General features: G+C 61.2%; 26 protein-coding genes. 12 read left to right on the top strand and 14 right to left on the bottom strand.

Annotated features, from left to right (window positions below):
* The first annotated feature begins 17 nt into the window (after window positions 1-17).
* The 3 genes from hutI to M6G53_RS14150 all read left to right on the top strand — a co-directional run bounded on the left by hutI (window position 18) and on the right by M6G53_RS14150 (window position 3,822).
* The gene (hutI, locus tag M6G53_RS14140) at window positions 18-1,241 is read left to right on the top strand and encodes an imidazolonepropionase (RefSeq protein ID WP_253332318.1); all 1,224 of its coding nucleotides are present in this window, start codon (window positions 18-20) and stop codon (window positions 1,239-1,241) included.
* Window positions 1,238-2,041 (top strand): N-formylglutamate deformylase, encoded by an 804-nt coding sequence (gene hutG / locus M6G53_RS14145; protein ID WP_253332320.1) that lies wholly within the window; start codon window positions 1,238-1,240, stop codon window positions 2,039-2,041. Before hutI ends, hutG begins: the two co-directional genes overlap by 4 nt.
* 245 nt (window positions 2,042-2,286) lie before the next feature.
* A complete protein-coding gene (locus tag M6G53_RS14150) occupies window positions 2,287-3,822 on the top strand; it encodes a serine hydrolase domain-containing protein (protein WP_253332322.1) in 1,536 nt (511 codons plus the stop codon).
* Window positions 3,823-3,825: 3 nt separating this feature from the next.
* Here the strand turns inward: M6G53_RS14150 and M6G53_RS14155 are convergent, their stop codons facing one another.
* Window positions 3,826-4,356 carry a chorismate mutase gene (locus tag M6G53_RS14155; protein ID WP_253332324.1) on the bottom strand — a complete coding sequence of 177 codons (531 nt, stop codon included), beginning with the start codon at window positions 4,354-4,356 and terminating at the stop codon, window positions 3,826-3,828.
* A gap of 481 nt (window positions 4,357-4,837) precedes the next feature.
* On the opposite strand from M6G53_RS14155, the gene M6G53_RS14160 reads away from it, so the two are divergent.
* Entirely contained in the window at window positions 4,838-5,017 is a 180-nt protein-coding gene (locus M6G53_RS14160) for a hypothetical protein (protein ID WP_253332357.1), read from the top strand.
* A gap of 54 nt (window positions 5,018-5,071) precedes the next feature.
* On the opposite strand, the gene M6G53_RS14165 is transcribed toward M6G53_RS14160, so the two are convergent.
* The 5 genes from M6G53_RS14165 to M6G53_RS14185 all read right to left on the bottom strand — a co-directional run bounded on the left by M6G53_RS14165 (window position 5,072) and on the right by M6G53_RS14185 (window position 10,756).
* Window positions 5,072-5,953: a nucleoside-specific channel-forming protein Tsx gene (locus M6G53_RS14165; RefSeq protein WP_253332326.1), complete on the bottom strand. Its 882-nt coding sequence runs from the start codon at window positions 5,951-5,953 to the stop codon at window positions 5,072-5,074.
* Between the two features lie 373 nt (window positions 5,954-6,326).
* A complete protein-coding gene (locus tag M6G53_RS14170) occupies window positions 6,327-6,599 on the bottom strand; it encodes a hypothetical protein (RefSeq protein WP_049272745.1) in 273 nt (90 codons plus the stop codon).
* 73 nt (window positions 6,600-6,672) lie between these two features.
* On the bottom strand, window positions 6,673-7,566 hold the full coding sequence (gene yddG, locus M6G53_RS14175; protein WP_253332328.1) for an aromatic amino acid DMT transporter YddG: 894 nt from the start codon (window positions 7,564-7,566) through the stop codon (window positions 6,673-6,675).
* Window positions 7,567-7,658: 92 nt separating this feature from the next.
* The gene (locus M6G53_RS14180; RefSeq protein ID WP_123894723.1) at window positions 7,659-9,029 is read right to left on the bottom strand and encodes an APC family permease; all 1,371 of its coding nucleotides are present in this window, start codon (window positions 9,027-9,029) and stop codon (window positions 7,659-7,661) included.
* Window positions 9,030-9,337: 308 nt separating this feature from the next.
* Window positions 9,338-10,756, bottom strand: coding sequence for a glutamine synthetase family protein (locus M6G53_RS14185; protein ID WP_173888679.1), 1,419 nt, complete (start codon window positions 10,754-10,756; stop codon window positions 9,338-9,340).
* Window positions 10,757-10,975: 219 nt separating this feature from the next.
* On the opposite strand from M6G53_RS14185, the gene puuD reads away from it, so the two are divergent.
* Genes puuD through M6G53_RS14205 form a run of 4 tightly spaced genes read left to right on the top strand, consistent with a single transcriptional unit; the run spans window position 10,976 to window position 15,095 of the window.
* On the top strand, window positions 10,976-11,737 hold the full coding sequence (gene puuD, locus M6G53_RS14190; RefSeq protein WP_228203785.1) for a gamma-glutamyl-gamma-aminobutyrate hydrolase: 762 nt from the start codon (window positions 10,976-10,978) through the stop codon (window positions 11,735-11,737).
* Window positions 11,734-12,291 (top strand): HTH-type transcriptional regulator PuuR, encoded by a 558-nt coding sequence (gene puuR, locus M6G53_RS14195; protein ID WP_049288046.1) that lies wholly within the window; start codon window positions 11,734-11,736, stop codon window positions 12,289-12,291. Before puuD ends, puuR begins: the two co-directional genes overlap by 4 nt.
* Before the next feature lie 15 nt (window positions 12,292-12,306).
* On the top strand, window positions 12,307-13,803 hold the full coding sequence (puuC, locus tag M6G53_RS14200; protein WP_253332330.1) for an aldehyde dehydrogenase PuuC: 1,497 nt from the start codon (window positions 12,307-12,309) through the stop codon (window positions 13,801-13,803).
* An 11-nt stretch (window positions 13,804-13,814) separates the two neighbouring features.
* On the top strand, window positions 13,815-15,095 hold the full coding sequence (locus M6G53_RS14205) for an NAD(P)/FAD-dependent oxidoreductase (protein WP_253332332.1): 1,281 nt from the start codon (window positions 13,815-13,817) through the stop codon (window positions 15,093-15,095).
* 43 nt (window positions 15,096-15,138) lie between these two features.
* On the opposite strand, the gene budC is transcribed toward M6G53_RS14205, so the two are convergent.
* A complete protein-coding gene (budC, locus tag M6G53_RS14210; RefSeq protein WP_016928044.1) occupies window positions 15,139-15,894 on the bottom strand; it encodes a meso-2,3-butanediol dehydrogenase in 756 nt (251 codons plus the stop codon).
* Window positions 15,895-16,208: 314 nt separating this feature from the next.
* Window positions 16,209-16,637, bottom strand: a complete 429-nt coding sequence (locus M6G53_RS14215; RefSeq protein ID WP_060440104.1) for a universal stress protein — start codon at window positions 16,635-16,637, stop codon at window positions 16,209-16,211.
* Between the two features lie 253 nt (window positions 16,638-16,890).
* On the opposite strand from M6G53_RS14215, the gene M6G53_RS14220 reads away from it, so the two are divergent.
* A complete protein-coding gene (locus M6G53_RS14220; protein WP_038877740.1) occupies window positions 16,891-17,568 on the top strand; it encodes an isochorismatase family protein in 678 nt (225 codons plus the stop codon).
* Between the two features lie 54 nt (window positions 17,569-17,622).
* On the opposite strand, the gene M6G53_RS14225 is transcribed toward M6G53_RS14220, so the two are convergent.
* The 3 genes from M6G53_RS14225 to M6G53_RS14235 form a co-directional block, all read right to left on the bottom strand.
* A complete protein-coding gene (locus M6G53_RS14225) occupies window positions 17,623-18,267 on the bottom strand; it encodes a Qnr family pentapeptide repeat protein (RefSeq protein ID WP_253332334.1) in 645 nt (214 codons plus the stop codon).
* A gap of 44 nt (window positions 18,268-18,311) precedes the next feature.
* Window positions 18,312-19,406 carry an SMP-30/gluconolactonase/LRE family protein gene (locus tag M6G53_RS14230; protein WP_253332336.1) on the bottom strand — a complete coding sequence of 365 codons (1,095 nt, stop codon included), beginning with the start codon at window positions 19,404-19,406 and terminating at the stop codon, window positions 18,312-18,314.
* A gap of 152 nt (window positions 19,407-19,558) precedes the next feature.
* Complete coding sequence (locus M6G53_RS14235) at window positions 19,559-19,768, bottom strand: hypothetical protein (RefSeq protein ID WP_025160266.1); 210 nt, start codon at window positions 19,766-19,768, stop codon at window positions 19,559-19,561.
* A 141-nt stretch (window positions 19,769-19,909) separates the two neighbouring features.
* Here M6G53_RS14235 and M6G53_RS14240 point away from each other — a divergent pair, with 141 nt between their 5' ends.
* Entirely contained in the window at window positions 19,910-20,260 is a 351-nt protein-coding gene (locus tag M6G53_RS14240) for a GFA family protein (protein ID WP_253332338.1), read from the top strand.
* 4 nt (window positions 20,261-20,264) lie between these two features.
* On the opposite strand, the gene M6G53_RS14245 is transcribed toward M6G53_RS14240, so the two are convergent.
* On the bottom strand, window positions 20,265-20,681 hold the full coding sequence (locus M6G53_RS14245) for a DUF2000 family protein (protein WP_253332340.1): 417 nt from the start codon (window positions 20,679-20,681) through the stop codon (window positions 20,265-20,267).
* Between the two features lie 197 nt (window positions 20,682-20,878).
* On the opposite strand from M6G53_RS14245, the gene M6G53_RS14250 reads away from it, so the two are divergent.
* Together M6G53_RS14250 and M6G53_RS14255 are read left to right on the top strand one after the other, a co-directional pair.
* Entirely contained in the window at window positions 20,879-22,096 is a 1,218-nt protein-coding gene (locus M6G53_RS14250) for an MFS transporter (protein WP_253332342.1), read from the top strand.
* 205 nt (window positions 22,097-22,301) lie between these two features.
* Complete coding sequence (locus M6G53_RS14255) at window positions 22,302-23,417, top strand: AI-2E family transporter (protein ID WP_049202735.1); 1,116 nt, start codon at window positions 22,302-22,304, stop codon at window positions 23,415-23,417.
* 60 nt (window positions 23,418-23,477) lie between these two features.
* Here the strand turns inward: M6G53_RS14255 and M6G53_RS14260 are convergent, their stop codons facing one another.
* The gene (locus tag M6G53_RS14260; protein ID WP_253332344.1) at window positions 23,478-23,897 is read right to left on the bottom strand and encodes a GNAT family N-acetyltransferase; all 420 of its coding nucleotides are present in this window, start codon (window positions 23,895-23,897) and stop codon (window positions 23,478-23,480) included.
* 128 nt (window positions 23,898-24,025) lie between these two features.
* Window positions 24,026-24,583: a cell envelope integrity protein TolA gene (gene tolA / locus M6G53_RS14265; protein ID WP_253332346.1), complete on the bottom strand. Its 558-nt coding sequence runs from the start codon at window positions 24,581-24,583 to the stop codon at window positions 24,026-24,028.
* Window positions 24,584-24,783 lie beyond the last annotated feature (200 nt).

The raw sequence follows: 24,783 nt of genomic DNA on the forward strand, positions 1-24,783 counted from the left end.
TCCGGCGGAGGAAAGCAATGACGTCTGAAATTCACTGTGACAGCCTGTGGCACGGCGCCGATATCGTCACCATGCGCGACGGCCAATACCACACCCTGACCGACGGCGCGATCGCCGTGCGCGACGGCAAGATCGTCTGGATTGGCGAACATGCGGCGCTGCCGCCCGGCCTGATCGCGGACGAAACGGTGAAATTCGACGGCGGCATCATCACCCCCGGCTTTGTTGACTGCCACACGCACCTGGTGTTCGGCGGCAACCGCAGCGGCGAGTTCGAACAGCGGCTGAACGGCGTGAGCTACGCCGACATCGCCGCGCAGGGCGGCGGCATCATTTCCACCGTGAAAGCCACCCGCGAGGCCGACGAGGCGCTGCTGCTGGAGCAGGCGCTGTTCCGCCTGAGGCCGCTGCTGGCGGAAGGCGTCACCTGCGTGGAGATCAAATCCGGTTACGGCCTCAGCCCGGAGAGCGAACTGAAGATGCTGCGGGTGGCGCGCAAGTTGGGCGAGCTGCTGCCGGTCGAGGTGAAAACCACCTGTCTGGCGGCCCATGCGCTGCCGCCGGAATACGCCCACCGCGCCGACGACTACATCAATCTGGTCTGCGATACCATCATTCCGCAGGCGGCCGCCGCCGGGCTGGCGGATGCGGTTGACGCCTTCTGCGAACATCTGGCGTTCTCACCGGCGCAGGTGGAACGGGTCTTCGCCGCCGCCGAGGCCGCCGGTCTGCCGGTCAAGCTGCACGCCGAGCAGCTCTCCGCCCTCGGCGGCAGCACGCTGGCGGCGCGCCATCACGCGCTCTCCGCCGACCATCTCGAATACGCCACCGAACAAGATGCCCGCGCCATGGGCGATGCCGGCACCGTCGCGGTGCTGCTGCCCGGCGCCTATTATCTGCTGCGCGAAACCCAGTGCCCGCCGGTAGAGCTGTTCCGCAAGCACCGCGTGGCGATGGCGATCGCCAGCGACGCCAACCCCGGCACCTCGCCGGCGCTGTCGCTGCGCCTGATGATCAACATGGCCTGCACGCTGTTCCGCCTGACGCCGGAAGAAGCGCTGGCGGGCGTTACCACCCACGCCGCCAAAGCGCTGGGGCTGCAACACAGCCACGGCACGCTGGAAACCGGCAAGGTGGCGGACTTCGTTCACTGGCCGCTGTCGCGGCCGGCGGAACTGGCTTATTGGTTGGGCGGCCAGCTGCCCTGTACGGTGATTTTCCGAGGAGAAGTACGTCAATGACCATTCGCGATCCTTTTAGCTTCCAGAGCGGCAGCCTGCCGCTGCTGATCAGCATCCCACACGCCGGCACGCAACTGACGCCGGCGGTCGAGGCCGGGCTGACCGACGACGCCCGCCCGCTGCCCGATACCGACTGGCACATTCCGCAGCTGTACGACTTTGCCCGGGCGATGGGTGCCAGCGTGCTGGTCGGCAACTATTCGCGCTTCGTCATCGATCTGAACCGCCCGGCGGACGACAAGCCGCTGTACACCACCGCCACCACCGGCCTGTATCCCGACGTGCTGTTCGACGGCCGCCCAAGCTTCCTGCCGGGCAAAGCGCCGACGGACGCAGAACGCGCCGGTTATTTGCAGCAGATTTGGCAGCCTTATCATCAGCAGCTGCAGGACGAACTGGCACGCATCAAAGCACGGCACGGCTATGCGCTGCTGTTCGACGCGCACTCCATCGCCTCGGTGATCCCACGGCTGTTTGACGGCCAGCTGCCGGATCTCAACCTCGGCACCAACGGCGGCGAAAGCTGCGCCCAGGCGCTGAGCGATCGGCTGGTCGCCTGCTGCGAGCAGCAACAGCAGTACACCCACGTGCTGAACGGCCGCTTCAAGGGCGGTTACATCACCCGCGCCTACGGGCAGCCGCAGCAGCAACAGCATGCGATCCAGCTCGAACTGGCGCAGGTGAACTACATGTCCGAACAGTATCCTTACGCGTTCGAACCGCAGCGCGCCGCCTCGCTGCAGCGCCTGCTCAAGCAGATGATTGAAGGCCTGCTGGACGGCGCCGCCAAACTCAACTGATCCCTCTGCAGGCGCCGCCCGGCGCCTGTTTCTCCCCCCTGCCTTTAGCCGCAACGTCAGCCGCAATCTGCGCGCTATATCAAAGTTTCGCGTGATTCCCCGCTGACTGGTCTAAACAGCGCACAAAACAGCGGCCGACGAAAAACGCACTGCGCCACAATCAGCCGAAAAGCCCGCGCTCATCGTCAGCGCCGGGCGGCGTGTGGCCGAGCTGGCCCGTTTCGAACCATCACTCTGGAGGCCCTATGTCTGTAACACCGTTAAACTGGCGCGCTGCCGGCGCCCTCGCCGAACAACTGCTGGCCGGCTGGCAACGGCGTGGCGAACCCGGTGGCGCCATCACCCTGTTTGACGCCGAACAACTCCGCGCCACCGCCTGCGCCGGCCTGGCCGATCTGGCGCAGAATACCCCCTTCACCGCCGACAGCGTGGTGCGCTACGCCTCCGTGACCAAACATATCTTCGCCGCGCTGGCGCTGAACGCCACCGGCCGCGCCATTCAGCTCGATCAGCGCCTGGGCGAACTGCTGCCCGCCCTGCAGCCCGCGCTGGCGGACGTCACCGTCGGCCAGGCGCTGGACATGACCGGCGGCCTGCCCGACGTGCGCGAAACGCTCGGCTTGCTCGGCATTTCGCTGCACGCCGTCAGCGAGGCGCAGCCGGTGATGCAGTTTGTCGCGGGGCTGGAACGGTTGAACTATGAAGCCGGCAGCGAGATCGCCTACAGCAATACCGGCTATCGGCTGCTGGAGGCCGCGCTGCGCAGCAAAGGGTATGATTTCGACCAACTGGTGCAACAACACATCGCCCGGCCGCTGCAGGTGCAGATGCAAGCGCCGGAAAGCTGGTTCGATGTGGTGCCGGGGCTGGTGCCGGGTTACTGGCGTGCGCCGCAGGGCTGGCAACATGCCAGCGCCGGCCTGCACCTTTCCGCCTCCGGCAGCCTGGCCGGCAGCCTCAACGCCCTCACCCGCTGGCTGCAAACGCTGCTGGCCGACGAAGGCCCCGGCCAGGGCGTGCTGGCGCAACTCGGCGCACCGCGCCGCCTCAATCAGGGCCAGCTCAGCGCCTATGGCCTGGGGCTGGCGCAAACGCCGCTGGGGCGCCGCCGCTTGCTGGGCCACGGCGGCGCCCACGCCGGTTACAAAACCTATTTCCTGCTGGCGCCCGATCGCCAGGTCGGCGTCGCGTTGGTGGCCAACCGCGAAGACTGCGACAGCTTCGGTATGGCTTTGCAGGTCATGGCGGCGCTGCTGGGCGAGCCGCTGCCGCAGCGCAGCGCGGCGATCCCCGACGGCCTCTACGCCGCGCTGGCCGAGCCGCACTGGCTGGAGGTCAAAGACGGCAACCTGGCTTATCTGGGCTGCGGCGAACCGCTGTATCAGGGCGAGGACGGCTACGCGGTGTCGCTGTCCGCCCATATGCCAATCAAATTGAAGTGGACCGGCGAAGCGGTCGAGGGCGAAGTCGGGCATGTGGCGCGCCGTTTTCTGCCGGTCACGGCCAACGGCGACTGCCTGAAGCATGTGCAGGGGCTGTGGTATCACCCGCACTATCGCACCGCCTTTGAAATTCGCGGCGATCGGGTGCATATCGGCGTCGGCCCGGCGGCGCAGACCGGCACGCTCAGCCCGCTGGGCCAGGGCCGCATGCTGGTGGAGTGCCAGGACGGGCCGTGGTTGAAACGCTTTTGCCTCTATTTCCGCGGTTACAACGTGGATCTCATCGCCAACCGCAGCCGGATGCTGACCTTCCGCCGCAGCACCGTCGGCCGCGGCTGACGCTCAGCCTGCGCTGCCGGTTTTAACCGCCAGCAGCGCATCCGCCAGCCGCCGTTTATCGGCGGCGCTAAGATTAACCTGATCCACGGATGCCATAAACGCCGCCCGATCCGCCTCGCCAAGCGGGCCGGCGCGCAGCCGCTCCGCCAGCCGTTGCAATATCTGGCTGCTCAACTGTGCGATCTGCGGGCGCAGCTGCGCCAACGGACGCGGCTGCCAACCGGTTTCCGGGTTCGCCAGCCAGTCGGCGCGATAGCGATATTGAATCGCCTTGGCGGCGTCCATCTGCGCGGCAATAAAAGGCCGCACCGACGCCGGTTCCAGCCCCAAACGCCCCGCCTCCGCCTCCGCGCCGGCCAGCACCTTCGCCTCCTGCGCCAGATCTTCGATCGGCAAATGCTGCTGCGCCTTGTAACCGGCAACGTCTTTCATCAACGACAGCCGTTGGTTCACCAGCTCGCCGAGGGCGGCGGCACCGTCCGCCAACGCCGGAAAACTGGTCAAACAACAGGCGATCAATAACGCTCTGAACATGACGGCTCCTTATCCCTATGATCTATGTTGAAAAAACAGGAGCCGAGTTCACCACGTCCCCCCGTTTCAGGCAAATAAAAATGCGTTGTTGTGATGGTCAACCGCCCACGCCTGGCGCAACGCTCGCTTTTTCCGCGCTTGGCAACGAACGTTGTTTCAGCGCAAAACGCCTCGAGAATACCGAAACTTACCTCAGATTCTTCTTGAAGAAAAATAAGCCTTCCGCTAGCGTGGGGCGGTAACAAAAAAGAGTTAGCGTGCTCTTTTTCGTCGCACCTCAAATCTTATTCTTATCATCCATAATGATAATAGCGAACACTTCCCGCCTCTCCGTGCGGGATCCTTTTTCCTGCCGCCGTCGCCCCAACAGGGTGCTTTATGTTGAGATTTAGTTGCCGATAATTTACATTCGCTGTCTGAGAAACCTCAACCTCCCGCGGTGGCCAGGCTGGCAACGGGTGGGCGTTCAGGAGCAAAAGACGTGCAAATGACCCTCATGGAATACATCACTCGGCACTTTAACGGCGATCTTCATCGTTACGCGCAGTCGGAAGGCGTCAGCCGTGAACAAATCATTAGTTGGATAAATAATGAATGTCACGTGATCAAAGGCAGGCTGTTTATCCCGGTGAAGCATCTCCCGGTCGAACAGGCCCAGTGATGACGAAAAAAAACCCCGCCAGGCGGGGTTTTCTGTTTCTGATAACACGGAAAATCAGAAGTTATAGCCGACCACGAGGTAATAACCCCAACCGGTAGACTTGATCGGGCCCTGCGGGGTGCCGATATCCGCGCCATCCTGCCACTGGCCGCCGTTATGGAAATAACGCGCCACGAAAGAATAGTGCCAGTGATCGTAGTTCAGCGCCAAAATATGGCTGGAGGCGATCGAGTTGCCGGTGCGCACTTGCTTGCCGGTGCCGTCAACCCAGTTGCTGTCTTTGCCCAGATCGGAGCCGAAGTCGAAGTTGGTGAAGCCGATGTAGCTCAGGTTACCGCCCCACACCTGGGTCAGCGGCACGAAGTACTTCACCTTGAAGCGGTAGCCGTCCCAGCTGTTCTCGTTGGCAGCCTGGTAGTTTTCCCACTGGTATTTGGCATAGATGTTCATCGACAGGCTCATCGGCAGGCCGGTGTCGATGTCGGTACCCAGACCCATATACCAGGTGTTCTGACGGCCGTCGGCGTTGTGGCCCAGATCATAGATATAGTTGTTGGCAAAATACCACTCTTTGAACGGGCCGAAGCTCAGATCGGTGCCGGTCAGCTTGTCGATGGAGAAACGCGGTTCTATCTCCATAAACATTGGGGAGCCTTTGTCCCAAATGCCGCGATCCGGGGTATTGCCCACGCCGAAGAACTTCGGCACGTCAACGTAACCGTAGAAATCGAACCAGTCTTTCTTGGCGAAGGCTTCGTATTCGAGATACACGTCGTTGTTCAGCTGCGGCCCGAAGCGGGTGTGGTAGCTGCCCACCACGTTGACGCTCTGATGCCACCAGTCGGAGACATATTGACTGTCTTTGCTATCAGCCATTGATGATGCACTGTAAGACGCTGCGAGCAGTACACCTGCTGCGAGAGCTATTTTTTTCATTTTATTACCACATGCTTAAAGGGCCATTTCCTGCCCGTTTAGAAAAGATGACAATGAGTCTGCCGACACCTGGCGTTGTCTTCACACAGAAACTCGGATGACGCGCGCATTATAGAAACCACTGACTGTAAGAATCTGTGATCCAGTTATGCATTTCGCGAATAGGTAATCGATTGCGTTCACATTTGTCAAATTATGTTTCATGCAAATTCATATTCGCTGTGATTTTTGTCATGCACGTCGATTTTTAGCGCAGTTTTTGAGCCAACTGTCATCAGGGCGTCACCAGCCCGTTATCGCGGCGTGGAAAAGAAAAAGCCGACGCATAAACGCCGGCCTTCATCAAAATCAACAGAAAATACGCAAAGCGAAATCAGTTCACCGCCGGCACCGCCTTGGCGATGTTTTCCTGGCGGAACGCCACCTCCTCGCCGTTTTTCACCTCCCAGCTGGCGACCGGAATGTCGGTCTTGGGCGCCGCCGCAACCACCGAACCGTAAATCAGCTTGTCGTCGCGGCGCAAAATATAAACGTCGAGCTGATATTCATGCCGCAGATTCGCCGTGGTCAGGCGCACGGTGTCGCCGCGTTCATAATGATGCGCGTCGATTTCGGGTTGTTGAATAAATTGAATATCGCTTCTCATCGTCGTCGTTCCTTCAGGCAACATGGCTAGTTAAATTCTAGTTCAACATTGCGCCGACGGCGGATAATTTCCGTTAATTTCCACGGGTTGCCCGCCAACAGATCAGCGAACCAAGCGTGACCATCGCCACGCCCTGCCAAAAATTGACGGTCAGCGCGGTGTGCAACACCAGCGCGGCAAACACCGCCGACAGCACCGGGGTAAAATAAGAGACGGTGGCCAGCAGCGTCATGTTGCCGTGCAGAATGCCGACGTTCCAGGCGGCATACCCCGCCCCCATCGCTACGCCGGCGCACAGCAGCGTCACGGTCACGCCGAGGCTGAACTGCATGCCGTTTTCCGCGCTAAAGGCGTACTTCAGCCACAGCGCCAGCGCGGTCAGCACGATAAACAGCACCACGCCGTTGCTGCCCTGGGCGATCTTCCTGGTCAGGTTGCAGTACAGCGCCCAAATCACCGCACCGCTGAACGCCAGCCCGTAGCTGAGCGGATTGCTGCGCACGTTGGCCAGCATCTGCGCCGGCGACCAGCCGCCCTCGCCGCTCATGATCCAGCCGATGCCGAACAGCGACAGCAGCAGCCCCGGTAGCAGCCACCATTTGGCCTGTTGCCCGTTGAGCGCCAGCGCCATCAGCACGGTAAAACAGGGCCACAGGTAGTTGATCATGCCCACTTCTATCGCCTGCAGGCGGGTATTGGCGTAGCCGAGCGACAGCGACAGGCAGATCTCGTAGCTGACGAACAGCAGGCTGCCGACGATGAGATAAGGTCGCGGAAAACTGCGCCATTTCGGCACACCGAGCGCCACCAGCAGAAACGCCGCGCTGACGCTGTAGATCATCGCCGCGCCGCCGATCGGCCCCAGCCCTTCGCTGACGCTGCGAATAAGGCCGACGACGCTGCTCCACAGCACAATGGCCAACAAACCGAACAGCGTGGCGCGAGTACGCGAGGGCAAAACGGGCATAAGGCGGGACCAATGGGTTATTTTTTATCAGGTTTTTTCACTTTACTGCCGCACGAGCCAAAAAGAAAGGCGGGAAACTCCCGCCTGTGATTTTATTGCTGCGGCTGCCGCTCGAGCTGCGGCGGCGGCTGGCGAAAACGCCGGGTCAGCCAGGCCAAATAGCCGAAGCCCAGCGTCGCCCAGATAAGCCCCATGGTCAGCGAGCTCTTCTCCAGGTTCAGCCACAGCACCCCCACCGTCAGCGCCCCCACCAGCGGCAGGAACAGGAAATTGAAGCGATCCTTCCAGCTTTTGTTGCGCCCTTCGCGGATGAAGAAGTGGCTGATGACCGACAGGTTGACGAAGGTAAAGGCCACCAGCGCGCCAAAGTTGATCAGCGCCGTGGCAGTGACCAGATCGAACGACAGCGCCGACAGCGCCACCAGCCCGACCATCAGCACGTTGAGCGCCGGCGTGCGCCATTTGGGGTGGATATAGCCGAAGAACTTCTCCGGGAACACGTTATCGCGCCCCATCACGTACAGCAGGCGCGACACGCTGGCGTGCGACGCCAGGCCGGAGGCCAGCGTGTTGATGAAGGTCACGCACAAGAAGATCGACTGGAACAGCTTGCCGCCGACGTACAGCGCGATCTCCGGCAGCGCGGCGTCGGGCTGGTGGAAGCGTTGAATAGACGGGAAAAACAGCTGAATGAAGAACGACACGCTGATAAAGATCACCCCGCCGTACAGCGCGGTCAGGAAGATGGCGCGCGGGATCACCTTGGCGGCGTCGGGCGTCTCTTCACACAGCGTGGTGACCGCATCGAAGCCGAGGAACGAGAAGCACAGGATAGTCGCGCCGGTAATGATCGGCAGCAGGTGCGCATTCTCGCTGAGGAACGGCCGCAGGCTCCACACCGTGCCCATCCCCTCGCCGTTGTGCAGGCCGCGCACCACCAGGTAGATGAACACCAGAATGATCGCCACCTGCGCCAGTACGAACAGGGTATTGAAGTTGGCCACCAGATTGACGCTTTTCAGGTTGATGGCGGTAATCAGGATCACGAAGCCCACCACCCACACCCAGGGCGGCACTTCCGGGAACAGCGCGGTCAGGTAAATCTTCGCCAACAGCGTGTTGATCATCGGCAGGAACAGATAATCGAGCAGCGATGACCACCCCACCAGAAAACCGACGTGCGGGTTGATCGCCTTCTGCGCATAGGTATAGGCGGAGCCGGCGGTGGGAAACTGGCGCACCAGTTTGCCGTAGCTGATGGCGGTAAACAGCACGCCGGCCAGCGCCAGCAGATAGGAGGTCGGCACGTGGCCGTCGGTGAGGCCGGAGACGATGCCGAAGGTATCGAACACCGTCATCGGCGTCAGATAGGCCAGGCCCATCATCACCACCTGCCACAGTTTGAGGGATTTGCGCAGCTGCGGTTTACCCGCCGGGCCGCCGTCGATGGTTTTAATCGTCATGGCATTTCCCCTCTTGGTCCTCTGCTGTCAACCGTGCAACGTCATTCAGAGAGGCCGCGGGGAAACTGCTGCTCAGGCGGCGGGAAAAATGGGTTGGGATCACTGTCGGGCGGCCGGCGACCGGCCCGTAGGCACTGCGGCACAGGCAAACGTCTGCGCAGGGGGATGACTGAGTCATGGTTATTTCCTCGTCGGCGTCCTGTACGCCGTGATAGAAGAAATTCTGTACCGCAGCGCGCAGCCTCACCGGCCACAGGAGAGCCGATGAAATGCGCCGGACGCGCGCGGTCGTCGCAGGGTGAGCGGGATCAGGCGTTTTTCAGCATCCACTCGATTTCGGTTTCGGTGATCAGGCGCTCGAACTGCACCAGCTCATCGGTTTTGCAGGCCAGGTAGACATGGCTGAAGCGTTCGCCCAGCAGTGCATTGAGCACCGGCTGATGTTCGAACTCGTACAGCGCGTCACTCTGGCGGATCGGGAACGGCAGCCCGTCCTGCTCCAGCCCGTTGCCGGTCACCGGCTCAGGCAGCGGCAGCGCGCTTTCCAGGCCGTAGACGATGCCGGCCAGAATGGTCGCCATCACCAGATAAGGGTTGGCGTCGGCGCCCGCCACGCGGTACTCCACGCGGTGGTTGTCGCGATCGCCGCAGGGAATGCGCAGCGCCACGGTGCGGTTGTTATGCCCCCAGGAGGCCTGGGTCGGTACGTACATGCCGGGCTGGAAGCGGCGGTAGGCGTTGACGTTCGGCGCCAGCAGCGCCATCGAAGACGGCATCAGGGCGATCATGCCCGCCAGCGCCTGTTTCAGCAGCGCCGAGTCTTCGCCGTCGTCGTCGGCGAACACGTTGTTGCCCTGCGCGTTCAGCATGCTGATGTGCACGTGCATGCCGCTGCCGGCGTGCTCCTCATACGGCTTGGCCATAAAGGTCGCCTGCATGTTGTGGTTCTCGGCCACCATGCGCACCAGCCGCTTCAGCGCCAGCGCGTGATCGCAGGCCTGCAGCACGTCGTCGGTATGGTGCAGGTTGACCTCGAACTGCCCCGGCGACGCCTCCGCCACCGCGCCGTCCGCCGGGATGCCCTGCAAACGCGCCAGTTCGTCGATCTCGCTCAGCACGTCGGCGAAATGGTTCAGGTTATCGACGGAATACACCTGGCTTTGGGTGTTGCGCTCTTGCGTGCCCGGCGCGCACGGCGGCTGCAGATAGCCCTCCGCGTCGCGTTGACGATCGATGAGATAGAACTCCAACTCTACCGCTACCACGGGGGAAAGCCCGCGCTGGCGCAAACGCTGCCACACTCGGTTCAGCACATTGCGCGGTTCAACGTCAAAGGGAGTGCCATCTTCATCCAGCATGGTGAGCAGCACCTGCGCAATATATTGCGGATCCGCCGCCGACGGCGTCAGCGTGCCCGGCACCGGCACACACACGTGATCCGGCTCGCCCAGCTCCTGCCCCAGCCCGGCCTCTTCGACGACGTTGCCGAGAATATCCATCGCAAATACCGATGCCGGGAAGTAACAGCCCTTCTCCAGTTTGTTCAGGCCGCCGACCGGGATGCGTTTGCCGCGGAAGCTGCCGTTCAGATCGGTCAACAGTACGTCGACATGTTGGGTTAACGGATAACGTTCCAGGTACTTCTTCACTTCGCGCTGGAACGCGCTACTTCGTCTCTCTTCACTGTGCTGAACAAAGTTTTCCACTTCTACGATGTTGGTCTGCATGGTTCACCCGCCGTTTGTGTTTTGCTGTCGTCGATGTTTATTGACCGTCTTGTTCAATATAATGCCCACAAATGAAACGTAGATGAAACAAATTTGTTTTGCAAGTGTTACTTTTGGTTTGAATCTTGGCCAATCGACTGCTAGATTTATAGAATATTGAACGAAATCGGCGGTAGAGAAGCTTATCGTTCATAATTTCGAACGTACCAAGGGGATAGCATGGACAATATATTTAACAGACCAGTCATCGGCGTCGTCATGTGCAGGTATAGGTTAAACGGGCACCTCACACAGACCTTGCAAGAAAAGTACCTGAATGCCGTTATCACCGCCGGCGGCTTGCCGATCGCCCTGCCGCACGCGCTGGCGGAGCCGGAAATGCTGGCGGAACTGCTGCCGCGCCTCGACGGCATTTTGCTGCCGGGCAGCCCCAGTAATGTGCAGCCGCACCTTTATGGTGAAAACGGCGATGAGCCTGACGCCGATCCTGGCCGAGACGCGTTGAGCCTGGCGCTGATCCGCCAGGCGTTCGACAGGCGCATTCCCCTTTTCGCCATTTGCCGCGGCATGCAGGAGATGGTGGTCGCCACCCAAGGCTCCCTGCATCGCCGCCTGTACGAACTGCCCGAGCTGCTGGAGCATCGTGAAGATCACGACCTGCCGCTGGAACAGCAATACGCCCCCGCCCACGAAGTCATCGTTCAGGAAGGGGGGCTGCTTTCGCAACTGATACCGGATTGCAACAGATTCTGGGTGAACTCGCTGCACGGCCAGGGCGCCAAAACCCTGGGCGCGAGCGTTCGCATCGAGGCGCACGCCGCCGACGGGCTGGTGGAGGCGATCAGCGTGCGCGATCAGCCTTTCGCGCTCGGCGTGCAGTGGCACCCGGAGTGGAACAGCGACGAGTACGCCCTGTCACGCCTGTTGTTTGATGGTTTCATCACCGCCTGTAGGAACTATCAAAAGGAAAAACGCCCATGAGCGACGTCAGCTTGGCACCGGGAAAACGTCTGTCGCAGATCCGTCAACAATTAGGGTTGTCGCAGCGCCGGGTCGCCGAACTGTCTGGGTTAACCCACAGCGCCATCAGCACTATCGAGCAGGACAAGGTCAGCCCGGCCATCAGCACGCTGCAAAAGCTGCTGACGGTATACGGTCTGTCGCTGTCGGCGTTTTTCGCCGAGCCGGAAAAACCGACGGAGCCGCAGATCGTGATCGGCAGTGACGATCTGATCGAAATCGGCAGCCAGGGCGTTTCGATGAAGCTGATCCACAACGGCGATCCGAACCGCACGCTGGCGATGATGATCGAGACCTACGAGCCGGGTACCACCACCGGCGAGCGCATCAAGCATCAGGGGGAAGAGATCGGCACGCTGCTGGAGGGTGAAGTGGTGCTGCAGGTCAACGGCCAGAGCTATCACCTGCTGGCCGGGCAGAGCTACGCCATCAATACCGGCATCCCCCACAGTTTCAGCAACACGTCGGCGCGCATTTGCCGGATTATCAGCGCCCATACGCCGACGACATTCTGATCAACGGAGCCAGGCATGAACTTTCACCATTTGCAGTATTGGCAACAACGGGCGCAGGCCCTGAAGATTGAGCACCAGCTGTTTATCGACGGCCGCTACCAGCCGGCCGCCGCGGGGAAACGTTTCGCCGTGGAAGATCCCGCCGGGCGCCGTGAGCTGGCGCAGGTCGCGCGCGGCGAAGCCGCCGACATCGATCGGGCGGTCAGCGCGGCGCGCGCCGCCTTTGAACGTGGCGACTGGGCACAGGCCGCGCCGGCGCAGCGCAAGGCCACGCTGCTGCGCTTCGCCGATCTGATGGAGCAGCATCATGAAGAGCTGGCGCTGCTGGAAACGCTGGACACCGGCAAACCGATTCGCCACAGCCTGCGCGACGACGTGCCGGGCGCCATTCGCTGCATCCGCTGGTACGCCGAAGCGATCGATAAGGTCTACGGCGAAATCGCCCCCACCGGCCGCGATGCGCTGGCGCTGATCGAGCGCGAGCCGATCGGCGTGGTCGGCGCCATCGTGCCGTGGAACTTCCCGCTGCTGCTGGCCTGCTGGAAACTCGGCCCGGCGCTGACCGCCGGCAACAGCGTGGTGCTCAAACCCTCCGAGAAATCGCCGCTGAGCGCCATCCTGCTCGGTAAACTGGCGCAGCAGGCCGGGCTGCCGGACGGCGTGCTGAACGTGGTGCCCGGCTATGGCCACGACGCCGGCAAGGCGCTGGCGCTGCACCGCGACGTCGACGCCCTCACCTTCACCGGCTCCACGCTGGTGGCGAAACAGCTGATGATTTACGCCGGCGAATCGAACATGAAGCGCGTCTGGCTGGAGGCCGGCGGCAAGAGCGCCAATATCGTCTTCGCCGATTGCCCGGATCTGGATCAGGCCGCCCACAGCGCCGCCGCCGGCATCTTCTATAATCAGGGGCAGGTGTGCATCGCCGGCACTCGCCTGCTGGTCGAGGCGAGCATTGAGCAAGCGTTCCTGCAGGCGCTGCGCAAACACGCGGCGGCCTTCGTTCCCGGCGATCCGCTCGATCCCGCCACGGTGATGGGCACGCTGATCGACAGCGGCCACTGCGAAAAAGTGGCCGGCTATATCGATCGGGGGCTGAGCCAGGGCGCCGCGCTGTTCCTCGACGGGCGCGACCATCCGCAGGGCGACCACGCCGGCTACCTGGGGCCGACCATCCTCACCCAGGTGAACAACGCCATGAGCGTGGCGCGCGATGAAATCTTCGGCCCGGTGCTGGCGGTGACCACCTTCGACGACGAGCAACAGGCGCTGCAGCTGGCCAACGACAGCGACTACGGCCTCGGCGCCGCGGTCTGGACCCGCGATCTGGCCCGTGCGCACCGCCTGGCGCGCCAGCTGAAAGCCGGCACGGTGTTCGTCAACAACTACAACGACGGCGACATGACCGTGCCGTTCGGCGGCTACAAGCAGAGCGGCAACGGCCGCGACAAATCGCTGCACGCGCTGGACAAATTCACCGAATTGAAAACCACCTGGATCTCGCTGGAATAAGGGCTTATCTCATGACTGAACACGTAAAAAGCTACTATGCGGCCACGGCCAACGCCCATCAGCCCTATCCGCAACTGAATGAATCGATCGAGTGCGACGTCTGCGTGATCGGCGGCGGCTATACCGGCCTCTCCTCCGCGCTGTTTCTGGTGGAAGCCGGCTATAACGTGGTGGTGCTGGAAGCGGCGCGCATCGGTTTCGGCGCCAGCGGCCGCAACGGCGGCCAGTTGGTCAACTCTTACAGCCGCGACATCGATGTGATTGAAGAGCGCTACGGCGCGGAAAGCGCCCGCCTGCTCGGCAGCATGATGTTTGAAGGCGCGGAGATCATCCGCAGCCGCATCAGCCGCTACGCCATCGACTGCGACTACCGCCCCGGCGGCATCTTCGCCGCGCTGAACAACAAGCAGTTCCATGCGCTGATCGAGCAGAAACGCAACTGGGAACGCTACGGCAATACCCGGCTCGAGCTGCTCGATGCGGATCGGGTACGCCAGGAAGTTGCCAGCGATCGCTACGTCGGCGCGCTGCTCGATCACAGCGGCGGCCACATCCATCCGCTCAACCTGGCGCTGGGCGAGGCCGAGGCGATTCGCCTGCAGGGCGGGCGCATCTTCGAGCAATCGGCGGTGACGCACATCCGCCACGGTGAACCGGCGCTCATCAGCACCGCCAACGGCCAGGTGAAGGCGCGTTTCGTCATCGTCGCCGGCAACGCCTATCTGGGCGACAAGCTGGAGCCGCGGCTGGCCAAGCGCAGCATGCCGTGCGGCACTCAGGTGGTGACCACCGAGCCGCTGGCGCCGGAGATCGCGCAGGCGCTGATCCCGCAGAACTACTGCGTGGAAGACTGTAACTACCTGCTGGATTACTACCGCATCACCGCCGATCATCGCCTGTTGTACGGCGGCGGCGTGGTGTACGGCGCGCGCGATCCGGACGACATCGACAACCTGATCCGGCCAAAATTGCTGAAGACCTTCCCGCAGCTGAAAGGGGTGCGTATCGACTATCGCTGGACCGGCAACTTCCTGCTGACGCTGTCGCGCATGCCACAGTTCGGCCGGTTGGAGAATAACGTGTACTACATGCAGGGCTACAGCGGCCACGGCGTGACCTGCACCCATCTGGCGGGCAAGCTGATCGCCGAGCTGATGCGCGGCGACGCCGAACGCTTCGACGCTTTCGCCAGGCTGCCGCACCTGCCGTTCTTCGGCGGGCGCAATCTGCAAATCCCGTTCACCGCCATCGGCGCGGCCTACTACACGCTGCGCGACCGCATCGGCGTATAAAGCAACAGGCCCGGTCATCCTGACCGGGCCTGCGTATTAACGCTTAGACAATCTTCGGTTGGCCGTCCGAGGCGGTCGCCCCGCCATCGACCGGAATGTTGGCGCCATTGATAAAGCTGGCGTCGTCGCTGGCCAGAAACGCCATCACCGCCGCCACTTCTTCCGGCTCCGCCGCACGGCCCAGCGCGATACGCTCATTGAACTTGTCGCGGATCTCCTGCGGCCAGCCGTTGGTCATGTTGGTTTTCACCAGGCTCGGACAGACCGAGTTGATGCGCACGCCGTCACCGCCGTGATCCAGCGCCATGGCGCGCGTCAGGTTGACCACCGCGCCTTTCGCCGCGCAGTAATAGGCCGCACCCCAGTCGCCGCCCAGGCCGGACACCGACGCGGTATTGACGATGCAGCCTTTGGTTTTCAGCAGGTGCGGCAACGCGAATTTGGAGCAGAACACCACGCCGTCGATATCGACCCCGGCGATGCGACGCCAGTCGTCGATGCTGGTTTCCAGCACGCTGCCCGCCACGTGCACGCCGGCGTTGTTCAGCAAGACATCGATGCGGCCCAGTTTTTCCGCCACCTCGTTCATCATTTTTTCAACCGCGACATGATCGGACACGTCGATATGTACCGCCATCGCCCGGCCCTTCGGCAGCGAAGCGGCAACCTTATCTACCGCCTCTTTGGCCCAGTCGGCCAGCACCACGATGGCACCCTCGGCGGAGAAACGCCGCGCTGCCGCTTCCCCCATGCCATTGCCCGCACCGGTGATAACCACGACTTTATTGTCAAAACGCATGAGACCTCCTCCATGTGAACGTATTTATATAAGTCATACAAATCTCATTAGCCCGAGGATAAGCCGCCCCTTCCCTGAGAGCCAGTCAAAACGTGCGGTTTATTAACCAAAATGAGGTATGTCAGTGATGTCAATGCGCTGGGTTAACCTTTATCGGATTTTTGCCAACATATTGATGGATAAAATAAAATTACGGTGAGTCACTATTTGCCGGGCGGATTGTCAGCATGCGGAATTATTGCAGACAGGCGATTATGGCTGCCAAGAGATAAGCAATGTGAATGAAAACGGCAGCCGCCCGCAGACGGCTGCGACTATTTTTTCTCAATGGGGACAACCAGCAGATCGACGTTCAGCTCGTTGATCGCCTGGCGCGCCGCAGAGACCAGCCGGCTCCAGACATCGTGATGATGGCCGAAGATCACCAGGTCGAACCCTTTCTCCTTCGCCACCCGGTTCAGTTCTTCCGTCAACGCGCCGCGGCTGACGATCACCTCTTCGACCGGATACGACGACTGCCCTTTGATCGCATTGAGCATGTTCTTCACCCGCTCCGAAAAGGTGCGATCGGTGTAGTTGTAATCGCCCACGCCCAGATCGACGTAATAACCGGCGCGGTGGATGTCGATATAGATCAGGGAAAGTTTGGCCTTGAGCGCGGCGGCCAGCCTGGCGCCCTTGCCCAGCAGGAACTCGGCGTCTTCGCTGAGATCCGTGGCGACAACGATATGCCGGTAAGCCATGATGGCGGCCCTCCTCGTCAACTCCGTAAACAGGATGGCGCTCCTTGCCGCAGGTTTCTCCTGCACCTTAAGTTTAGCCCACCGCCGCCTCCCTCGCCTGGCGCGCCGTCGTTCCATCTGTGGAACGATGCATCCCGCCTACACGGTCTACCGGATTTTTCTCCCCTCCCTACACTGTAGGCAAGTGCTGAGTTTCAGCCTTATCAATCAAAGAAGATACCCACTGACCTCACGACGAGAAAAGGAAAACACCATGAGCACTCCCGCCAACTTCAACGGCCAGCGTCCTGTTATTGATGCCAATGACGCGGTCATGCTGCTGATCGACCACCAGAGCGGCCTGTTCCAGACCGTCGCCGATATGCCGATGACCGAACTGCGCGCCCGCGCCGCCGCGCTGGCCAGCATCGCCACCCTCAGCAAACTGCCGGTGATCACCACCGCCTCGGTGCCGCAAGGCCCGAACGGCCCGCTGATCCCGGAAATCCACCAGAATGCGCCGCACGCGCAGTACGTCGCCCGTAAAGGGGAAATCAACGCCTGGGACAACCCGGACTTCGTGGCGGCGGTCAAGGCCACCGGCCGCAAAACCTTGATCATCGCCGGCACCATCACCAGCGTCTGCATGGCCTTCCCGTCCATCAGCGCGGTGGCCGAAGGCTATAAAGTGTTCGCGGTGATCGACGCCTCCGGCACCTACTCGAAAATGGCGCAGGAAATCACCCTGGCGCGCGTGGTACAGGCCGGCGTGGTGCCGATCGACACCGCCGGCGTGGCCTCCGAGCTGCAGGGCAGCTGGAACCGCGCCGACGCCCAGCAGTGGGCCGAGGTTTACACCAAAATCTTTCCGGCCTATCAGCTGCTGATCGAAAGCTACCTCAAGGCGCAGGACGTGGTGAAAAACAACGAACGGCTGGACTCGCAGCGCTGAGTGCACCAATGAAAAAACCCGGCTATGCCGGGTTTTTCTATACCTGCTGACATCTCAGCCGATGATCGCGATCCCCAGCCTTTCCAGCAGCTGCGCAGCCTGGTGGCTGTCCATTTTGACCCCCTGCAGATCGGTGGTACGCAAATCCAACTCGCCCAGTTCCGCGTTGCTCAAATCGCACTGGGTGACGTCGGCGGCGCGCCAATCGAAGCCGGAGAACTCACCGCCGGACAGATCGGAACCGCTGAAGCTGGCGCCGAGCACCTGCGCCCCGTGCCAGCGGTTTTCCCACAGCTCGCATTTCTCCAGCACTACCTTGGCGAAGTTGGCGTAGCTCAGGTTGCTTTTGGTGATATAGGCGCTGCAAAACCAGGTGCGGCTGGTGATCATGTTCATAAAGCTGGTGCCGCGAAAATCGGCGCCCTGCGCGCGGCATTCGCGGATCTCCAGCCCCAAAGCGCTGGCGTGGCGGAAGTCGGCCATCGACAGATCGCAGCTTCTGAAGCTGGCGTCTTTGAGTATCGCGCGGCTGAAATTGCCACCCTGTCGGCTGTCGCTATCGTAAAACTGGCAGCCGATAAACTCGGTGCCGGTCAGATCGGTGCCCGAAAAATCGCACAGCATAAAGCGGCCGTTTTCAATCTTCTCACCGGTAAAGCGGTTACGGTCGATCTTTTCACCCTTCAACATCAGACTCATCGCAGCGCACCTGTTTATTTATACAGTCAGTGCGGCATTTAATCCTATTCCGGCCGGGTTGGCAACCGTCGCCGATCGGCGGGCCTCTGCGCTAACGCCACCCTGACGATGCTGAACGTCCTGGTTCTCTCCGCCTGAGCAACGTCGGCAAACAAACGGGGGTAACGGGAGTTGACCACCCACACCTCGCCATCGCGCAGTGCGGCGCCGGTCGGCCCATCCAATTCCGGCGGCGTGGCGACCGCCGCGATATGCGCGCTGGCCCAGCCGTCGTTCGAGGAGAGCAGCGTCACGTCGCCGGACATGCTCCCCTTTGCACCCGGAAAAGACTGTACGATCACCAATTCATGGGCGTTTTTGAGCCGCAGCCCGTCCGGCCCTTTCAGCCGCTGCGGCAGCCTGATTTCACTTATCGCAGGCGCGTTATCCAGCGTCACCTTCCACAACAGCCCGCGGGTGTAGTCCGCCGCAATCAGATAGCCATCCGGGTGATACACGATGCCGTTGAGATAAGGCTGCGTGCCCTGCGCAGCGGCGGGTGCTGCGGCCGGCATCAAACGCGCTGAGCGCACCAGAATCGACACCTGGCGCGTTGCCCGCTCGATCTTGTAAATCTGCGGCTGGAAGCTGTCGGTCACGTAGATATTGCCCTGCGCGTCGAGTGCCAGATCGTTGGCTAACGTCGGGCCACGGCTTAACGATGAGAGATCGTACGTCTGCTGCAGCATGCCGGTATCGAGATTGAACTCCAGCACCTGCGCCACACGATTGCGCGTGCCGGGGGCAGAGCTGAGGGAGACGCCCACATCTTCGTTGCACACCAGCACCCGGTTGCGCTCGGCGTCCACCAGCATGCCGGAGGTGGTGATAAGCCCCTTACCGGTGGAAAACCGCCGATAGCGGCCATCCGGGTAGACCAGACCAAGCTGCCCACCGCGCAGGGAGGAGACCAGGAACGCACCGGCGCGCGGGTTCCAGGCGATGCCCTCAGGATAAGCGCCGGCGGCATCCGGCGAGAATTCGATGCGCTGCGCGGCCTGCGCCTGCATGACGCCGCTGAGAAACAGCGCGACGCCGGCCAAGCGGGTGACGCACCGGCGGCGCTGTAATAAGAAAGAAAAGAGGCTGAAGCGGAACATGAGCATGACCCTGATAAGGACTCGGATCGCTAGAGTAGGATCGCGTCGCTCACGGCACCAGCCGGGAAAAAGGCAATGCGCCACTAAAAAAATCGCAGCAATCAGCGCAAAAAAAACCGCCCGGTGCGGGCGGTTGAGGTGACGGCGTACCGTTACTTCAGAGCTTCCTGAATGGCGTCGGCCATCGGGCCGATGTGCTTTTCGGCCGCCTTCAGCTGGAAGTCTACGCCGTTGCCGTCGTTGGTATCCGACAGCGTGGCCTTGATCAACTCCAGCGCCGCCTGCACCGCCACCAGCCGCTTGTGCTGTTCGTCCGTGACCGGTTTGGCGCCCATATTGGCCGGATAGTAATGTTCTAACATCGCGCTCTCCTTTTGATGACGTTAACCTCTAACCTACCAGAAAACCGTGCATTTACTAAGGAAACCAGACCCTGCGCGGCCGGATGACGATAAATTGCACTATACTGGGCAAACACTCCCCCCTGTCACAGGATCATCGCCATGTCATTTCAGGGAAGCTGCCACTGCGGCGCCGTCACCTTCACCGTAGACGCCGAACTGCCCACCGAAGCCCTCAGCTGCAACTGCTCTATCTGCCGCCGCAAAGGGCTGTTGCTGTCCTTCTTTCCCATCAGCGCGTTTACGCTCAACAGCGGCCAAGACCGGCTCAGCACCTACACCTTCAATCAGCACAAGATCCGCCATCAGTTCTGTCGAGTCTGCGGTGCCCAGCCCTTCGCCTACGGCACCGCGCCAGACGGCGCCGCGATGTGCGCCATCAACCTGCGCTGCGTCCCCGCCGTGCAGATTGACGCGTTGACGATCCAGACATATGACGGTGCCGCCGCCTGAGCGATTAGCGGTAAACGGAGATCTTTTTGGTCAACGGCTTAAGCTGTTCGGCGTCGCCGTACAGCGCCACCGCCACGAAATCCAGCTGCTCGTAAGGGGTGTTGGCGGTGTCGGCGATCTGCTGTTCGGCGGAGTGCGACAGCATGGTGGTGGTGAAGAAGTTGGACAGCACGCCCTCTTCCTTGCACTTCAGAATCAGGTTGCCGAGCTGGCTGCTGTTCTTGGCCTGCAGGATCACGATCGGATAGTGGCTCATGTTGGCGCTGACGCCGTCGAGGCTGCTCGGATAGTGGTGAAATTCGCGCTGCTCGATCAGATCGGTGATGCCCGCCGTCAGATGGCAGGAAGCGTTAAACAGCGTGGCCGGTTCGTGATTGCGGTTGAGGATGATATAAAACTTTTTCTCGTTATCGCTGTACATACTCTTCTCCTTGAATAGGCAGCCAGTTTTACCCAACCGGCGCACGGTTTCAAGGCGCGATAAGGGACGGCGCCATCACCCCAAGCCCGCAATAAAGCACGAAATGGCGAGTTTCACCGCATGATAGCGCAGCATTTGAACGACCTCTGTCGCAGCGAAGGCTCATAGTGATGGCGTTACCGCCACCGGAGAGAGTGATGACCGCGATTAAACCGGACGCCATCGACCGCGTTCTTCCCGCCGCCACGCCCTGGCTAGCCGTACTCAACGTGCTGTTCGCCGGCATTGCCGCAGCGCTGCACGTGGGCAAAGCCACCATCGCGCTGCCGGCGCTGCAGGCCGAGTTCGGCCGTTCACTCGAAGCGCTGAGCTGGGTTATTTCGGCCTTTCCCTTTGTCGGGGTGTTCGGCGGCATCGCCGCCGGGCTGCTGGTGCGCCGCTGGGGCGACCGGCGCCTGTTGGCGCTCGGGCTGCTGATCGTCAGCGCCGCCAGCTTCACCGGCGCCACGCTGCACGACTTCAACGGATTGATCGTCAGCCGTTTTGTCGAGGGGATCGGCTTCGTGATCGTGGTGGTTGCCGCCCCGGCGGTGCTGAACCGCATTGTCGCCCCGGCGCAGCGCAGCCTGGTGTTCGGCATCTGGAGCACCTTTATGCCGGCAGGCATCGCCATTTCACTGTTTTTCGGCCCGCATCTGGCCGACTGGCAACGGAACTGGCAGGCCGGCGCGGCGCTGACGCTGCTGGCCGCCCTGCTGCTGCCGCTGACCACCTCCCGCCGGGCCGCCGAGGCGCACGTTCCGCCGCTGCAGCTGCGGCAAGCGCTCGGCACCCTGCTGCGGGCGCGCCGGCCGCTGTGGCTGGCTCTGATGTTCACCACCTACAACCTGCAATTTTTCTCGGTGATGACCTTTCTGCCGATCTTCCTGATGCAGCGCCTCGGCCTGTCGCTGGCGGCCGCCGGCGGCATCAGCGCGGCGGCGGTGGCGGCGAACATCATCGGCAACCTCGCCGCCGGGTTCTTGCTGTCGCGCGGCCTGCGCGCCGGTAGCCTGCTCGCGGCCACCAGCCTGGTCATCGGCCTCTTCGGCGTCGGCATTTTCCTGCCGATGACGCCCAACGGCCTGCTGATCCCGCTGTGCTTCCTGTTCTGCGCCATCGCCGGCATACTGCCCGCCACTATTCTGGCCGCCACGCCGGCGGCGACGCCGGAACCAACGCTGCTGCCGCTGAGCCTGGGGCTGGTGATGCAGGGGAACTATCTCGGCCAGGTGATCGGCCCGGTCGCGCTGAGCGCCATCGTGGCCGCGGCCGGTTGGGCGGCCCCGGCCTGGCTGGTGCTGACGGCGGCGGTGTCAGGGGCGCTGTTGGCACTGGCTTTTCGCAGCCGGCGGCGAGCACGGCTCACAAAATGAAACATAATCGATAAATTTTGTTAATTATTTAGCCCTCTTTCTTTTCTTGTGCCGCCGCCTGCTCCCCCCTGCGGCGCCTCCTCATTCCCTTAACAACATTGTGGAGTACGCCGTTAAAAATCCCCTACCGGTTAAATAAAGGTGATGATAGTGTTGTTTTCATTCAGTTCATCTATGCTGAAAATTCATCTTTTGAGGGACGACTATGATGTCTAAAGGCATTTCCAAAGGATTCTTTATTCTGATCCTGTTTATCGTCACCGCCGCTTTTCTCGACGTGCTGGGGCCTTACTACTCCTCGGTGCTGTGGGCGATTATTCTGGCGGTGATTTTTCATCCGGTGAAAAAGAAGCTGAAGCAGTACGTCGGCGAGCGCAACGGCGTGGTGTCGCTGCTGACGGTGGCGTTGATCTGCCTGATCGTGTTCACGCCGTTGGCGATCATCGCCTCGTCGCTGGCGATGGAATTCAACGTGATCTACACCAAGCTGCAGACCAACAACAGCCAGTTGCCGACCATGCTGGCGGACTTTATGCGCCACCTGCCCGGCTGGGCGCAGCGCTTCCTGGCGGAGCATAACCTCAACAGCGCCGCCGAGATCCAAAAGCAGCTTTCCGAAGTGGCGCTCAAGGGCGGGCAATACCTGGCGGGCAGCGTCTTCCTGATCGGCAAGGGCACCTTCAACTTCGTCGTCGGCTTCGGCGTGATGCTCTACCTGCTGTTCTTCCTGCTGAAAGACGGCCCCTATCTGGTGAACCTGGCGCTCGAAGCGCTGCCGCTCTCCCAGCACGTGAAGCACCACCTGTTCGTGAAGTTTGCCGCCGTCTCCCGCGCCACCGTCAAGGGCACGGTGGTGGTCGCCGTGGTGCAAGGCGCGCTCGGCGGGCTGGCGTTTTACTTTACCGGCATCGACGGCAGCCTGCTGTGGGGCGCGCTGATGGCGTTCCTGTCGATCATCCCGGCCGTGGGCTCCGCCATCATCTGGGTGCCGGCGGTGATCTACTTCTTCGCCACCGGCATGCTGTGGAAAGCCATTTTCCTGGTGGTGTTCTTCGTGGTGGTGATCGGCCTGGTGGACAACATCCTGCGCCCGCTGCTGGTGGGCAAAGACACCAAAATGCCGGACTACCTGATCCTGATTTCCACCCTGGGCGGCATGGAGATCTACGGCATCAACGGCTTCGTCATCGGCCCTTTGATCGCCGCGCTGTTCATCGCCTGCTGGAACATCCTGTCCGGCCGCGACAGCGAGGAGAACATTGAAGAGATCGACGAAGAATTCATCGAGGAAGGCAAAAACCACCCCGACGCGGCGGAGTAACCCTCCCGCAGCGAATCACTCAGGGGCCCGATTGGGCCCCTTTTTTGTTTGTGATGCGTATCAGCGCACCGGAATGAAAAAGACCTGCTCCGGGTCGCCGTCATCGAGATTGTCAATCTGGCCGCTGGCGACAAACCCGGCATTCAGCAGCAGCCGCTGCATCGGCAGGTTGGAGCAATTGGCGGAGGTGAACAGCTTCGGGTGCCGGCAGAGGGATTTCAACGCCGCAATCAGCGCCTGCCCGACGCCCCGGCGGCGATAGCGCTCGCCGACCATCAGCATCTCGATAAAGCCGCAGCCGAAGAAGTGGTAGTGCAGCACGCCATAGCCCATCAGCACGCCCTGTTCCTCGGCAAGATAACAGCTGCCCTGTCCGCACCAGGCGCGGATCTGCGCCGCGCGCTGTGGCTCGTTCCGGGCAACGCTGTCGAGGGCGATCAGGATTGCGGCATCGGTTTCAGTGGCAAGGCGAACAGGCATGTTTTAGCCCCTTGTGGCGATAAGGCAGGGATGGTTTTTTGGCAAAACCAAACGCGCGCAGGCTGCATGGATCTGCGGCCTGTGACTTCTGTTTAATTGTTTAGCCCCCCGGTTGCCGCCCTTTATTTTCACTGCGGGCGAAATTCCAACGTGATAATTTGGAACGCCTTATGGACCTCTTCCGTTGGTGGCTTAGGAAAGCGAGAATCGGCAATTGCCTGCGTGGCGGCACGGCAAAGATCCGGATCGCCACCTTCTGTTCGAACATTGATTGGCAGGCCGTCCGGCGCCGACGTAATGCGCAAGGTACAACGCTTGCCTGAGTAGGCTTCGGCGTCTTTAAAATGGCGTTGGATCTCAGCTTGCACCTGAGCCAGGTAATGTACTATCTCTTTTCCCGGCGCAGGCGTCTTTTGGTCGCCAAGGTTGGCGAAAAGATCATCGACCTCTTTATTCACCGGATCGTTTTGGCTGGGGGCAGTGTGCTTGGCACACCCCGTTAACGTCAGCGCGGTCATCGCCGCCAATAGTATGGCGATGCCGGCTTTGTAGCCTGAATGCGTTATTTTCATATCCCTGTCCTTATGGATGATTATCAGCCGAATCAACGTTGTATTCGAAAAGATCCCCGGTGAATACTTATACAGAATTAACGCCAAACCACCAATGACATCAAGCACTGGCACACGGAAAATCGTGAGTAGATGATGATATGAAACCCTAACCCCCTCACCGGGCCGTACGCCTGAGACCCCTGACTGATCTCTTCCCTTTGTTCAGTACCGGCGTAAAGTAGAGTTTTCGGCCTTTCTTCTCCTGAAAAAAGAGGTCATCTGATATGAAAAAGACCCGTTATACCGAAGAACAGATCGCGTTTGCCCTGAAA

Origin of the sequence: Serratia nevei (assembly GCF_024160145.1) — a bacterium.
In the GTDB taxonomy this organism is placed as follows: Bacteria; Pseudomonadota; Gammaproteobacteria; order Enterobacterales; family Enterobacteriaceae; genus Serratia; species Serratia nevei_A.

Coding starts and splice junctions, on each gene's coding strand:
- M6G53_RS14260 (WP_253332344.1), bottom strand. CDS start 23,897: ATGCCTGTTCGCCTTGCCACTGAAACCGATGCCGCAATCCTGATCGCC.
- M6G53_RS14245 (WP_253332340.1), bottom strand. CDS start 20,681: ATGTACAGCGATAACGAGAAAAAGTTTTATATCATCCTCAACCGCAAT.
- puuR (WP_049288046.1), top strand. CDS start 11,734: ATGAGCGACGTCAGCTTGGCACCGGGAAAACGTCTGTCGCAGATCCGT.
- hutI (WP_253332318.1), top strand. CDS start 18: ATGACGTCTGAAATTCACTGTGACAGCCTGTGGCACGGCGCCGATATC.
- M6G53_RS14235 (WP_025160266.1), bottom strand. CDS start 19,768: ATGTTAGAACATTACTATCCGGCCAATATGGGCGCCAAACCGGTCACG.
- yddG (WP_253332328.1), bottom strand. CDS start 7,566: ATGCCCGTTTTGCCCTCGCGTACTCGCGCCACGCTGTTCGGTTTGTTG.
- M6G53_RS14155 (WP_253332324.1), bottom strand. CDS start 4,356: ATGTTCAGAGCGTTATTGATCGCCTGTTGTTTGACCAGTTTTCCGGCG.
- M6G53_RS14220 (WP_038877740.1), top strand. CDS start 16,891: ATGAGCACTCCCGCCAACTTCAACGGCCAGCGTCCTGTTATTGATGCC.
- M6G53_RS14225 (WP_253332334.1), bottom strand. CDS start 18,267: ATGAGTCTGATGTTGAAGGGTGAAAAGATCGACCGTAACCGCTTTACC.
- M6G53_RS14180 (WP_123894723.1), bottom strand. CDS start 9,029: ATGACGATTAAAACCATCGACGGCGGCCCGGCGGGTAAACCGCAGCTG.
- hutG (WP_253332320.1), top strand. CDS start 1,238: ATGACCATTCGCGATCCTTTTAGCTTCCAGAGCGGCAGCCTGCCGCTG.
- M6G53_RS14240 (WP_253332338.1), top strand. CDS start 19,910: ATGTCATTTCAGGGAAGCTGCCACTGCGGCGCCGTCACCTTCACCGTA.
- M6G53_RS14185 (WP_173888679.1), bottom strand. CDS start 10,756: ATGCAGACCAACATCGTAGAAGTGGAAAACTTTGTTCAGCACAGTGAA.
- puuC (WP_253332330.1), top strand. CDS start 12,307: ATGAACTTTCACCATTTGCAGTATTGGCAACAACGGGCGCAGGCCCTG.
- M6G53_RS14170 (WP_049272745.1), bottom strand. CDS start 6,599: ATGAGAAGCGATATTCAATTTATTCAACAACCCGAAATCGACGCGCAT.
- M6G53_RS14215 (WP_060440104.1), bottom strand. CDS start 16,637: ATGGCTTACCGGCATATCGTTGTCGCCACGGATCTCAGCGAAGACGCC.
- M6G53_RS14250 (WP_253332342.1), top strand. CDS start 20,879: ATGACCGCGATTAAACCGGACGCCATCGACCGCGTTCTTCCCGCCGCC.
- M6G53_RS14255 (WP_049202735.1), top strand. CDS start 22,302: ATGATGTCTAAAGGCATTTCCAAAGGATTCTTTATTCTGATCCTGTTT.
- M6G53_RS14165 (WP_253332326.1), bottom strand. CDS start 5,953: ATGAAAAAAATAGCTCTCGCAGCAGGTGTACTGCTCGCAGCGTCTTAC.
- M6G53_RS14230 (WP_253332336.1), bottom strand. CDS start 19,406: ATGTTCCGCTTCAGCCTCTTTTCTTTCTTATTACAGCGCCGCCGGTGC.
- M6G53_RS14205 (WP_253332332.1), top strand. CDS start 13,815: ATGACTGAACACGTAAAAAGCTACTATGCGGCCACGGCCAACGCCCAT.
- M6G53_RS14150 (WP_253332322.1), top strand. CDS start 2,287: ATGTCTGTAACACCGTTAAACTGGCGCGCTGCCGGCGCCCTCGCCGAA.
- puuD (WP_228203785.1), top strand. CDS start 10,976: ATGGACAATATATTTAACAGACCAGTCATCGGCGTCGTCATGTGCAGG.
- budC (WP_016928044.1), bottom strand. CDS start 15,894: ATGCGTTTTGACAATAAAGTCGTGGTTATCACCGGTGCGGGCAATGGC.